The sequence below is a fragment of the Bacillus sp. T-10(2022) genome (assembly GCF_056502895.1).
On record NZ_CP113518.1, the window covers coordinates 4,272,479 to 4,284,489 of the forward strand.

General features: G+C 39.0%; 10 protein-coding genes and 1 pseudogene. 4 read left to right on the top strand and 7 right to left on the bottom strand.

The window, feature by feature from the left end; translation table 11 throughout:
* Positions 1 to 38: 38 nt before the first annotated feature.
* Together OSJ91_RS20870 and OSJ91_RS20875 are read right to left on the bottom strand one after the other, a co-directional pair.
* Positions 39 to 1,103 (bottom strand): NAD(P)/FAD-dependent oxidoreductase, encoded by a 1,065-nt coding sequence (locus tag OSJ91_RS20870; protein ID WP_485890344.1) that lies wholly within the window; start codon positions 1,101 to 1,103, stop codon positions 39 to 41.
* A 422-nt stretch (positions 1,104 to 1,525) separates the two neighbouring features.
* Positions 1,526 to 3,166 carry a PucR family transcriptional regulator gene (locus OSJ91_RS20875; RefSeq protein WP_485890345.1) on the bottom strand — a complete coding sequence of 547 codons (1,641 nt, stop codon included), beginning with the start codon at positions 3,164 to 3,166 and terminating at the stop codon, positions 1,526 to 1,528.
* A 400-nt stretch (positions 3,167 to 3,566) separates the two neighbouring features.
* Between OSJ91_RS20875 and OSJ91_RS20880 the strand changes: the two genes are divergently transcribed.
* The 4 genes and pseudogenes from OSJ91_RS20880 to OSJ91_RS20895 all read left to right on the top strand — a co-directional run.
* The gene (locus OSJ91_RS20880) at positions 3,567 to 4,688 is read left to right on the top strand and encodes an alanine dehydrogenase (RefSeq protein ID WP_485890346.1); all 1,122 of its coding nucleotides are present in this window, start codon (positions 3,567 to 3,569) and stop codon (positions 4,686 to 4,688) included.
* Between the two features lie 107 nt (positions 4,689 to 4,795).
* Positions 4,796 to 5,062, top strand: a complete 267-nt coding sequence (locus tag OSJ91_RS20885; protein ID WP_413019364.1) for a hypothetical protein — start codon at positions 4,796 to 4,798, stop codon at positions 5,060 to 5,062.
* Positions 5,037 to 6,392: an APC family permease gene (locus tag OSJ91_RS20890; protein WP_485890347.1), complete on the top strand. Its 1,356-nt coding sequence runs from the start codon at positions 5,037 to 5,039 to the stop codon at positions 6,390 to 6,392. The genes OSJ91_RS20885 and OSJ91_RS20890 overlap by 26 nt, the downstream gene beginning before the upstream one ends.
* Before the next feature lie 47 nt (positions 6,393 to 6,439).
* A pseudogene (locus tag OSJ91_RS20895) lies at positions 6,440 to 6,582 on the top strand (IS110 family RNA-guided transposase); the annotation flags it as partial.
* 62 nt (positions 6,583 to 6,644) lie between these two features.
* Here the strand turns inward: OSJ91_RS20895 and phnX are convergent.
* Genes phnX through OSJ91_RS20920 form a run of 5 tightly spaced genes read right to left on the bottom strand, consistent with a single transcriptional unit; the run spans position 6,645 to position 11,944 of the window.
* Positions 6,645 to 7,460 carry a phosphonoacetaldehyde hydrolase gene (phnX, locus tag OSJ91_RS20900; RefSeq protein ID WP_485890348.1) on the bottom strand — a complete coding sequence of 272 codons (816 nt, stop codon included), beginning with the start codon at positions 7,458 to 7,460 and terminating at the stop codon, positions 6,645 to 6,647.
* On the bottom strand, positions 7,457 to 8,551 hold the full coding sequence (gene phnW / locus OSJ91_RS20905; protein ID WP_413019367.1) for a 2-aminoethylphosphonate--pyruvate transaminase: 1,095 nt from the start codon (positions 8,549 to 8,551) through the stop codon (positions 7,457 to 7,459). The genes phnX and phnW overlap by 4 nt, the downstream gene beginning before the upstream one ends.
* Before the next feature lie 25 nt (positions 8,552 to 8,576).
* Complete coding sequence (locus tag OSJ91_RS20910) at positions 8,577 to 9,569, bottom strand: extracellular solute-binding protein (protein WP_413019368.1); 993 nt, start codon at positions 9,567 to 9,569, stop codon at positions 8,577 to 8,579.
* 13 nt (positions 9,570 to 9,582) lie between these two features.
* A complete protein-coding gene (locus tag OSJ91_RS20915) occupies positions 9,583 to 11,199 on the bottom strand; it encodes an ABC transporter permease subunit (protein WP_350299787.1) in 1,617 nt (538 codons plus the stop codon).
* Positions 11,192 to 11,944, bottom strand: coding sequence for an ABC transporter ATP-binding protein (locus OSJ91_RS20920; RefSeq protein ID WP_413019370.1), 753 nt, complete (start codon positions 11,942 to 11,944; stop codon positions 11,192 to 11,194). Before OSJ91_RS20920 ends, OSJ91_RS20915 begins: the two co-directional genes overlap by 8 nt.
* Positions 11,945 to 12,011: the final 67 nt, after the last annotated feature.

A 12,011-nucleotide genomic window follows, 5' to 3' on the forward strand; every position in this document is an offset into this window, starting at 1 on the left:
AGGGCCAATGAGGCCCTGGAGTTTTTTTCCGTTTTTCTTTAAAGTACCCCAGCCGGTTTCATCATTTCCTTGATCAATTCCCTGTTGCGCTTTTTAAAGATTTCATTATGGGAAGAAACCATTCCAACTCCGTGAGCGTCAGGCTGGATATATTGTTTCGCCTTGTTTACGGCATTTGCAGCATCTTGAAAAGTGCCTGCTATCAGGTTCAATTTACCTTCATGCTTTAAGATATCACCGGCAGCGTATATTCCATCCATCGAGGATTGACTTGCAGGAGTACCTTCAATATAATAATTGTCGGCAATGGCAATGTCCACTTTACTATTTCGAAGCAGCGATGTATCACGCTCATAACCATGATTGATGATCACCTCATCGATCGGTAAGTAAGAAACGTCTCCCGTTGCGTGATTCGTCAGTTCAACATGTTCAATTGATTCATGATCATCGCAGGCGATCAATTTTGTAATCGTCGTATTCAAGAAACAAACTGCAGAGCTTTCCATCAATTGCCTTGCTTGTGATTCATGTCCTGCTAAACTATCTTTCCTGTATGTCAGATACACCTTTTTGGCGATGGGCTCCAATTCATTTGCCCAGTCTATTGCAGAATTCCCGCCGCCTGAAATGATCACCGTCTTATCCTTGAAACGATTGAAAGACTTAACAGTATAGTTTAAATTGGAGACTTCAAACCTTTCTGCTCCGTCTATTTCCAACTTTTGCGGATTCAGGATTCCCCCGCCAACCGCGACAATGATCGTCTTGGAATAGTGCGTTTGACCTGAAGCCGTATGTAAAACGAAGATCCCCTCTTCATTACGTGTGATTGATTCCACTTTTTCATTCAAGACAACTGTTGGATTGAATGTTAAACCTTGCTCCACTAGCTGCTCAATTAATTTTTCCCCAGTAGTGGGTGTCAGCCCTCCAACATCCCAAATCATTTTCTCCGGATAGACATGAATTTTCCCGCCTAGCCGTGGCTGGTATTCAATCAGTTTAACTTTCATTTCTCTAAGTCCGCTATAAAAAGTGGAGTAAAGGCCTGCTGGCCCTCCTCCAATAACCGTTACATCAAATAAATCTTGCTGTTCCATTTCCGTCCACTCCCCGGTAATCAAGTGTTATTGATTATCATTCTCATTTAATCGTACACCCTTTTCTCACTTTTTACAATATGGATTTATTAAAAAACTCTGTTCATTTTAAAAATCAACAGAGTTTTTTATTTCCAATCACTATAACTTACCATTCATTAAGTGCGTATGAATGATAAACGGAATATTGGAGTACGGGTATGGACATTGATGAATATTATTCCTAAATTACTTTTATCCTCTGTCTTAACCTAATTATTGATAGTATTAATAAGGGAAATAAAACTTGCAAGTGATGGCTGCTACGAAATACTCCTGCTTGTAAGTATCATTATGCCTTTAAACGTATCACATCAGCTGTTATCTCAAAATAACGTATTAGATTTTATTACTGTAGGTGTAATGTGGTTGGCGGTTGATAACTACTTCGTAGCTACTTCCCCTTGCTGTATGAGTTGATATGCTTTCAAAGCCATTTCAACGTTTAATCTGTTCTCCGGCATATCAAAATCAAGATCAAGAATCTTTTTTATTTTTTCCAGCCGATGATAGAGTGTTTGTCTTACAACATGCAATTTTTGAGCAGTAAGCTTCTTTGAGCGATCAAGCTCAAAGTATTTTGCTAAAGTCAAAAGCAATTCCGTTCCATATTCCTTATCATAGGATATTAAAGGAGAGAGATAGTCTTCAATAAAATGGACTGTATCTTGATCATGCTGAATTAATTGTATCAGCCGAAAGATGCCAAGGTCTTCGTAAAAGTCACTTGTTGAAAACGTACGATAATTTAAAGCTAACTGCGCTTCTCGATAACCAGTATGAGCATCCAAAAGTAACTGGTATTGTCGCCCAACGCCTATACGGATTTGGCTAGATTCACCTTCTTTAACATATAGCAAGGCATTGATCACTTTCAAGAAGCGGGCCTTAGAGGAATCGGCAGTTCCAAGATCAATAGCTAATACAATAATCTGGTTTCTCACTGATGTGATATAGGGTGTAAAAGAATGTTTTGCGAACCCAGATCGAATTTTTAAAGAATAATGATAAATAGCGGATTCATTTTCTTCATCCGATAAACTTAATGTAGACGGATGAAAAACATCTTCGATATCAACGATTACAATTCGATAACGTATAGAAGCGCGCTTAGATTTTAACGAAATAAATCCCCTTGCTTGTTCCTCATTATTGATGCGTCTATAAAGTAAATCATTTAGCCATGTAGATTCTAACCGTAATCGTTTTTCATCCAAATAATGTTTGCGCAATAAGTCTTGTGAGATTGCTAGAGAAGCACGATCAAGGATTAGGAAATCAAATTCATCCGATTCACGATCTAAAACCATAACAAGGTACGCCCAGATTTGATCCATTGCTCCGATCGGTTGGAGAAGAATAGTATGGTTTAATGCCTTCCATTCAACGGGCGAATCATTTGTAATTCGGTCATGCCAGTGTTCTTTATCTTCATAAATGGTTTGAAGTAGCTTTTCCATGAATTCATTTTTCAATCCTGGAATCGAAAAAGGTGTTCCATCTATAGGAAGATAGATAATTGGTGCTTCTGTCTTCTGTTGCAACAACTTTAAAATATTGGATAACCCATGAGTTGTGAGTGACAATGAATGGAACTTTCTTGAAATAGAATCTAATGTAACCAACTTCTCATGATGAGCATTAATGATATACGAATGTAGATCCTGTGCTATTTCGACGAAATTTATGAATTCTTTGAAAATAATAATCGGAAAGTTATACTCATTTGCCATCTCAATCATTTCTTTAGGCACCTTTTCGAAGTGGTGTCCAAGTTCTATACATAAACATGAAGCGTTGCGTTCAATAAGATTTAACAAAAATGAAGTATTAGAGGAGTCTCTCCATTCAAACCCAAATCCGGTGGAGAGTATTAGTTCCCCTCCCTGAAAGATGGTATCATCAAAAAACGGAATTTCAAGGACATGTGTCCATTTGACTTGACGATGCAACCCGTTTGTCCCCGCAACTACCTCCGTCTTTGAAAAGAGTGGGCGCTTAAGAACATCTTGTACTGTAAGCATATGTACCTCCTCATTTTATAATAGTTAGCTGTATCATCTTATTATAACTATACTAGAAAGTCTAAGCCCATAAAATATGGAACCCTATCTCTGTTTAACCCCAAGTTATGCGTTCTTTTACGTGCTTTGATGAAAGACCTTAATCAATTTCATAATTCACACTATATTTCATCAGTTATATGTGTGCAGTACTGAAACTTAAAATGACCAATAGAAAACAATGGAAAAATTATTATTTTTCCCCAATGCTATATTCCTAAAAGTTCAAGAAGACCAAAAGTGCTTGGTTAAAAAAAAACTAATATAAATTTAACCCCGTGTCTAATGAAAGGGCTATCATTTCCCTGTAAGATTTTAGAATGTTCAATAAATTAAATGCAATTAAAAAGGAGAATGAACAATGATAGTAGGAGTTCCTAAAGAATTAAAAACTGCAGAGACTAGAGTGGGATTAAATCCAACATGGGTAAAAAAATTAACAGCTTACGGTCATGAAGTACTAATACAAAGCATGGCAGGTGAAGCTAGTGGTTTTTGTGACGAGAAATATGTTTTGGCTGGAGCAAAAATAGTAAACACGATTGACGAAATCTATGAGAAGGCAGAATTTGTTGTTAAAGTGAAGGAACTTCAACCCTATGAATACGGCCTTCTTAAAGAAGATCAAATGATAATGGCATGGTTTCATTTGGCGGAAGATGTAAATCATGAAATGACACAGGCATTACTGGATAAAAAAGCAATTTCATTATCAATGGAATTAATCGTTTTACCTGATGGGACAAGACCTACGATTAAACCAATGAGTGAAATTGCAGGAACATTAGCAATGCTTGAAGCAGTCAAATATGCTCAATATGGTTATGGTGGAAAAGGAATACTTCTCCGGAAACTGGCCGGTTTACCGTCGAGCAATGTACTCATACTTGGTGGTGGCAACGCTGGACTCAATACTGCGCAAGTTGCTGTGGGTCTTGGATTGAATGTAACTATCATGGAAGCATCAATGAAACGCATTGATTATTTGAACAATCAGTTGCCACAGGTGGACATTTTGGGTTGGGATAAAGATATGATGTTCGAAGAACTTATTCAAAGTGATGTTTTAATTAATACAATTTATCCGATGCCAGGGGTAACCGAGCCTCTCATTACACGAGAGATGGTCAGTAAGATGAAACCTAATTCTATTATTATTGATATTGCAGGAACGGGTATAATTGAAACCTCACGTTATACGACTTTAGAGGATCCAGTTTACTACGAACAAGAAGTCCTACATTACTGTGTCCCGAATATGCCGGCTCTATGTCCACAAACCTCGACAAACATGATGCTGATGACAACCGGCCCATATATTATGAACATTGCGAATAATGGTTTGAAAGAGGTTGTAGAAAATGATGTAATAGTAAGAAATTGTATCAGCACTTTGAACGGTGAAATTGTTCATCACGAAGTTGGGATCAATCATAACATGCCTTATACAGATATAAAAAATGAGTTACTATTGTCAAAATAATAAAGCTTCCTTAGAGATATATTCTACGTTTCATTTCGATTGATTAGAAATTGGTGTACACGTTATTGAACAGGTCGCTATTAAAGAAATTCCAGGAGTCAGTAAAGATGCCGGCGAGAAGATTTTTGCAGGAATTATCTTTGTTATTCTGCAGACGGAATTCCTTACGAGGAATGGGGAAACAAGACAACAAATTCATGGATAATTCAAAGCAGGCTCCACATCTTACTGACTTTTTTATGATTTCTAGAAAACCACGTATTAAAAATAAAAATAGCTATGGAAGTAAAAATTCAGATCCCATTTCTTGTGAAAGGTTAAATCAGGTAAAAGAGGAGAGTATTTTACATGTCAAAGCTAATGAAAACAGATAGAACACTGACACTCATTCCAGTTGTGTTGTTTGGTTTTTCATTTATGGGGTTAACCACAGCTTTTACTACATATGGTATTGCGGCTAATATTTCTCACGGTATGGTTCCGGGAGCAATGATAGTTGCTCTAGTGGTAATGATGTTTACTGCTTACAGTTATGGGAAAATGGCAATTGCGTTTCCATCTTCCGGTTCTGCTTATGTTTATACGCAAAAATCGATCAATCCCTCTGTTGGATTTCTTGTCGGATGGGTGATCTTAATGGATTATTTATTTATGCCAATGGTGAATTATTTAGTATTTGGTATTTTTTTCTCAGCAGCCTTTCCAACAATTCCAAGTTACATCTGGATTTCAGGTATGCTGGTGCTCGTCACTTTTATTAATATTAAAGGATTGAAGTTTGCCACAAATGTAAACGCATTCATAACGATTTTCGCTTTACTTTTTATCCTTATCTTTATAGGTTTTTCTATTAAGGAAATTTTTATGGGCGAAAGCACAGCAACTCTTTTATCTCTTGAGCCATTCTATAATTCGAAAGAACCCTTTTCTTATACAATAGCTGGAGCAGCATTATTATGCTTTTGTTTCCTTGGGTTTGAATCAGTTACAGCGTTTGCGGAAGAAACAGTCAACCCTAAGAAAACAATTCCCCGAGCAGTTATTTTAATTACTCTTGGTGGTGGTTTAATCTTTACAAGTGTTTCATATTTCTCGTATCTAGTATGGCCAGAGTATAACACATTTAATAATCCTGATTCGGCTGCCTACGAAATTATTAAACTTGTTGGTGGAAAGGTGATGTACTCAATATATCTTGCGCTTTACGCATTAGCTGTATTGGGTAGTGCCATGTCGTCCCAGGCAAGTGCGTCACGAGTCCTCTATACGATGGGGCGAGATGGACAGTTTCCTAAAAAGTTCTTTGGCACCCTGCATCCGAGATATAAAACACCCGTAAATAATATACTGATCATTAGTTTTGTCTCTTTGCTTGCTTTATTTTTAAGTTTAGATCTTGTAGCATCATTTATTAATTTCGGGGCTTTTCTAGCGTACACTTGTGTTAATATTGCCGTAATTGCTCATTATTATATTAGAAATAGAGAACGTTCGGTAAAAGGAACTGTCTTATATTTATTTGTTCCTATTATTGGAGCTGCTCTTGATATTTTACTTCTTGTGAATCTTGATGCGCACTCAAAAGTGCTTGGAGTAAGTTGGTTAATAATAGGCTTCATTTATTTACTTGTATTGACAAAAGGACTTAAAAAACAGCCGCCAGTATTGAAAATCGAAGAAAATTATAGTGTAGATATAAAATAAAGTCACGCTGTTTATTAAAAAGTTGAAAAACGGTTTAGACACAAACTATTGTCGGTATGAGACCTACAGGTCATTACTGGATTAATCTATCGAATGGTTATTTAATGAAAAGATTGATGTCGTAAGTCTATCCTCACATTGTAAAAAGAATAAAGAGAATAGAGGTAATAACCAGTCCAAAAGTGAAAAAGTGCAGTCATCCTTCATCCCTACTCAAGGATGAAAGATGCTGCACTTTTTTTGTGATGAATGTTAGTTTGAACGAGGTCTTTTCCCGTCCGCTATAAGAAGGTTGATGCGATCTATGAGTTCAGGCAGTTCCTCCATCGTTTTGATGGTGAAGTCTGCGCCGTTTTTCATAAAGGTATCTGCCGTTTTAGAGATGAGTTCTTGTTTATCTCTATCTGGCAAACTTGTATACTCATCCAAACTCAATCCCATCTCAGAGCTTCCGACAATGACTCCGACCGACCATACCCCAGCATTCACTCCCTCTTGCATATCGGAAATGGTATCGCCTACCTTCACTACCTTCCATGATGCCGCTAATTTCAATTTTTCCATATTCCGATAGATCATGTAAGGATAAGGCCTGCCAATCGAATGGGTTGCATCCGGGGTTACATGGAAATCCGGCCCATACCCTTTTTGCAAAGCATTTGCTACGACGACCTCCATCATTGTATCCGTATATCCCGTTGTCGATCCAATCTTCAGGCCGCGATTCCTTAGTGCTTCCACCGTCTCGATGACCCCTGGAATGGGATCTGTATAATCCGCCAATGACATCATCAATGCCGGTTCAAATTCAGCATATAGTTTTTCAACGTCTTCCTCATTGAATGGCTTTCCGTATTGTTCCTCCCATAACGAAGATATCCTTGGCATGTTCAGCATCGCACGAATATGGTCAATTTTCAGCATGCCCATCGGAGCTCTGGCTTCCTCCATCGTCACGTCCAGTCCAGCATTCTTAAAAATATCCACAAAAACATTCACTGGTGCAAAACATCCAAAATCCACTGCTGTTCCAGCCCAATCCAAAATGATTCCCTCTACCTTATTCATACTGTCACCACTTTCATATATTTTTCTACGATCCTGCCAAGTTCCTCGATATCTTCTTCATGGATTTCGCCAATATTGCCGATCCGGAATGTATCTATGTCAGTCAGCTTTCCGGGGTAAATTACGTAGCCCCTCTCTTTGATGAAATTGTAGAAGTCCTCAAAATCAAAGGTTTCAGATGGAAAAAGGAATGTTGTAATGATAGGCGATTGTTTATCAGGTGAGATATATGCATGAATGCCCAATTTCCCCATCAGCTCCCTCAGCCTATCATTATTATTTTTATAACGGGTGAATCTCGCTGGGATGCCCCCTTCTTCCGTTAATTCTTCCAGCGCTTTAGCAAACGCGGCCACTACATGTGTTGGAGATGTGAAGCGCCATTTCCCATCCTTGTCCATCTCTTTCCACTGATCATATAAATCCAGGGACAAACTGCGGGCATTGCCTTCACAAGCCAACAATTTCTCAAGCTTTGCAATGACGAAACCAAAACCGGGGATTCCTTGAATGCATTTATTCGCACTGCTGATCAAATAATCAATTCCGAGTTCAGGCACATTCATCTCCACTCCGCCAAAGCTGCTCATCGCATCAATAATCAAGGATTTCCCTTGTTCGTTTGATATCTTCGAAACCATCTCTATCGGATTTAAAATCCCTGTCGTCGTTTCACAATGAACCATCGCTATATGTGTGATGTCACGATCATCCAGTAAAATGTTCCGGATTTCAGCTTCCTTTGGATATTCATTGTACTCAACGCCATATTCAACATGATTCAGACCGATGCACTCCGCCATTTTCACAATCCGCTTTCCATATGCGCCATTCGTAATGATCAGCACTTTATCGGATTTTGAAAGTGCTGTCGTCAGCACAGATTCTACAACAAACGAGCCGCTTCCCTGCATAAGTACAGCCGTATATTCTCCGTTTGCAGCATATGCCAATTCAAGAAGCTGGGATCTGATTTTTTGTGTGATTTCTTTATAATCATTTTCCCACGTACAGCGGTCAACAAGCATTTCCTGTTTCACCGTACTTGTAGTGGTCAGCGGTCCAGGCGTTAATAGTTTATAGGTATTCATTTAACTTCACTCCTCACTATATTTATCATTGTGCTGATTTAAAGAACTCTTGATGCTGTTTTAATAATTCAACCGTTAGGGGCTGCTTGTATTTCATAGGGTGAGCCGGTTTGTTCTTTTCCGTTACCTTTTCACCTTCATAAAGTGCGACCGGGTAATGGTTCAGCAATTCTTCTCTAGCATCTTTACTGATTGTTTCTGCCATTTTCATTGCTAAACTTGTTTTAGCTTCATTATCTTTATTTACGACAGCAACGGATTCCGTGTAGGAGAAATTCCCCTCAATCGGATCGACGAACTTGATCGGTAAGCCCGACTCTTTAGCCATCACGGCTTGGTAGCGTAAACCAAAACCGGCAGCCACTTCCCCTGCTTGAACTTTATTGATTGGGCCTGAACCTGAGCTCTCAAGATGCGGACCGCTATTTGCTATTAAGTCATGGAGAACCTTTTTCCCCTCTGCGTCACCGTATTGACTGATTATTGCTTGAACTAACAGCCACCCTGTTGAAGAGTCCAGGATATTAGGAATTGAAACGAACCCTTTATATTCCGGCTTTGTTAAATCCTTAATCGAAGTAGGCATCGGCAGGTCTTTTTGTTTAAGCACTTCCGTATTGACAAAAATGGAACCGGTATTTGCCAAAATCGGCGTATAATATGCTGGATTTTTTTCCAATGCTTTTGTACTGAACGATAGGTCCTTGAACATGGCGTGCTGACCTTGGGCACTTTCGATGAAATAAGAACTCATCGTCACGACATCTGCCTCGATTTCAGCGCCTTCTGCGAGCAGTTTCCCTCCTAATTCTGATGTGCCTAATGATTGAAGGACATATTTCCCTTCGTATCCGGCATCTTTCAGGGAAGTCTCCATTGCTGCAGTGGCTTCTTCATCGCCATTCGTATAAATGACCACCTTTTCCTCATCCGCTTTGCCGCTGTTACGGCCCACCAATACAAATACCAAACTTAGAGCAACTAAAGAAAGTAAGGCTATCTTCAACGTTTTAGACATAATATCCCCCTCATTAATGTTTGAATTGTCTTTTTTGATAATGATCACAAAGCAGTTTCACGACTAGATTTGTAAAAAAGATAAGCAAAGACAGGATGAATATTTCATTGAATTTGGCAAAATGCTGAAGCTCTTTAATTTTACTGGCCACTAATGTGGTTTGGGCCGTGACCAAAAAGATGATTCCGCTGATCGTCACCATACTATTGATGAAATAGTAGCTGAACATCTCGATCACCGTAGATGCCGAATTTGGCAGAATGACACGATAGATTGTCCTGATCCAGCTATCCCCCAATAGATTCCCGGTGGTTTCCCAACCAGGGTTCATTTTGGATAAAGAGTTCTTCGCCATTAAATAGGGTGTTGTAAAGAAGTGGACAATGTTACATAGAATGATGATGGCAAAGGTCCCCTTCCAGCTGCTGCCGTTGAACAGCAGCAAATACGATAAGCCCAACACCATTCCCGGTACTGTATTCGTCAGCATCGAAATGACATCCATTGACGATTTCCCCTTAAGGGGCGTCCGGACATTCAAAACCGCAGAGCTAAAGGCGATGAACGTTCCCATTACAGCCGTCATCAAGGCAACGAATAAGGAGTTTTTATAAACTGACGTTAAATCGCCTGATTGGAATGTGTCGATAAAGTGCTTTAAGGTGAACGAGAGATCGTAAGGGAAACTAGTTAAAAATGGTGCAATGAACATGACCGCAAATACAGAAAACATCCCTATCAAGACCAGCAGCGAGATTCCCCCAAAACATATATCCCTTCCTATGTGCTTCGTCAATTCGATATCGCTGAACTTGTCATAATGAAAATTAAGTTTTTCCAGATAGTTTAATAGAAAAACACTGAATACTACCGGAATGAGCATGAGAATGGCAATCACTGCACCATTATTGAAATCAGGGATTGAACCTAGCATGACTTGATAAAGCTGCGTCGCAACGACGGAGTAGGTCCCGCCTACTGAAGCCGGTATCCCAAAGTCGGTGAAACTCAAGATGAAGGAAAGTACAAAAGCTCCACCCAAAGTTCCCGACAATGGCCGTATGATCGTATTCATGAAACTTCTTATCGTTCCGTCACCCATTAATTTTGAAACGATGATGAACTTTTTATCCATGTACTTGAAGGAATTATTAATGAGAAGAAAAGCTGATGGCAATGTATAGATCACATAACCTATCAATAATCCATTAAATCCGTATATATCGAATAAATTCCTTCCAAAAATCTTCGTTATGATTCCTTGATTGCCGAAAGAGTAGATAATCGCAAACCCGAACGTGATCGTCGGAAGCAGCATCGGAATAAGGATCCCGGTTTTAATTACACTTTTTAATGGCCTATATAATCGGGTGCAATGGATGGAATAGGCAAGGAAAAAGGCTAAAACGGTCGTAATGACGGCTGTGAGCCCTGAGATTTTCACGCTGTTTCCAAATGACATCATCAGCTCTGCATTTGAAAGGACCGTTAGATAATTCGAGAGATCGATTCCATCAGCCGTTTCAAAAGAACGGACGAACAATATCCCAAGCGGCAAGAAAAGAAAAGCGGCAAATAGCAGTAAGATAGGTATATAAATGACTCTCATTGCCGGTTTTACATCAGGCATACTTTTCACCGAATAAGTTGTAAATATTTTCTCTCTTGATCTCCAGTTGTTTAAGAATGAATTCCTTCACAAAATCATTGGCTGGCTGATTGATGATTTCTTGAGGCGATCCAAATTGAGAAATACTCCCTTGATTAATGATCAAAATCTTATCGGACATCGTCAAAGCCTCTTCCGGGTCATGTGTCACTATGATTGTCGTCAGCTTAAATTCTCGGGCGATGGATTTGATGCGTTCCTTTATCGATTCCTTGATCACACCATCCAAAGCACTCAGCGGCTCATCAAGTAATAGGATCTTCGGTTTCATTACAAGAGTCCTTGCGATCGAAACCCTTTGTTTCTGACCCCCGGATAATTCGCTGATCCTTTTTTTCAAATGCGGCGTTAATTCCAGGAAATCAATGTATTCCTGAAGCTCTTCCTTGGAAACGGATCCCTTCCTGTTCCTCAATCCATAAACGATATTTTCATAGGCATTCAAATGCGGGAAAAGAGCATAATCCTGGAAAACGATATTAAATCCCCGGTCTTTCATGGGCACGTTACTCAAATCGGTATCATTGAAAATGATTTTTCCATGATTGATACCCGTCAAGCCCAAAATTATATGCAATAAAGTAGTTTTGCCGCTTCCACTTGGTCCTAATAGTGAAACGATCTCCCCCGCTTTAATTTCAAGATTTATATTATCCAAAACTGATTTTCCATCGAATTGCTTGCTAATATTTTGTAATTTTAGCAAACCGTTCACCCCCTTTAATACACCCTTAGTATAAAAGCCCTTTGTAAAACGAATTTGAGATTTTTGT

Excerpts from the sequence above, each read along its gene's own strand:
- OSJ91_RS20910 (WP_413019368.1), bottom strand. The coding sequence starts at position 9,569 with ATGTCTAAAACGTTGAAGATAGCCTTACTTTCTTTAGTTGCTCTAAGT.
- phnW (WP_413019367.1), bottom strand. The coding sequence starts at position 8,551 with ATGAATACCTATAAACTATTAACGCCTGGACCGCTGACCACTACAAGT.
- OSJ91_RS20875 (WP_485890345.1), bottom strand. The coding sequence starts at position 3,166 with ATGCTTACAGTACAAGATGTTCTTAAGCGCCCACTCTTTTCAAAGACG.
- OSJ91_RS20880 (WP_485890346.1), top strand. The coding sequence starts at position 3,567 with ATGATAGTAGGAGTTCCTAAAGAATTAAAAACTGCAGAGACTAGAGTG.
- OSJ91_RS20870 (WP_485890344.1), bottom strand. The coding sequence starts at position 1,103 with ATGGAACAGCAAGATTTATTTGATGTAACGGTTATTGGAGGAGGGCCA.
- OSJ91_RS20890 (WP_485890347.1), top strand. The coding sequence starts at position 5,037 with ATGTCAAAGCTAATGAAAACAGATAGAACACTGACACTCATTCCAGTT.
- phnX (WP_485890348.1), bottom strand. The coding sequence starts at position 7,460 with ATGAATAAGGTAGAGGGAATCATTTTGGATTGGGCTGGAACAGCAGTG.
- OSJ91_RS20915 (WP_350299787.1), bottom strand. The coding sequence starts at position 11,199 with ATGCCTGATGTAAAACCGGCAATGAGAGTCATTTATATACCTATCTTA.
- OSJ91_RS20885 (WP_413019364.1), top strand. The coding sequence starts at position 4,796 with ATGCCGGCGAGAAGATTTTTGCAGGAATTATCTTTGTTATTCTGCAGA.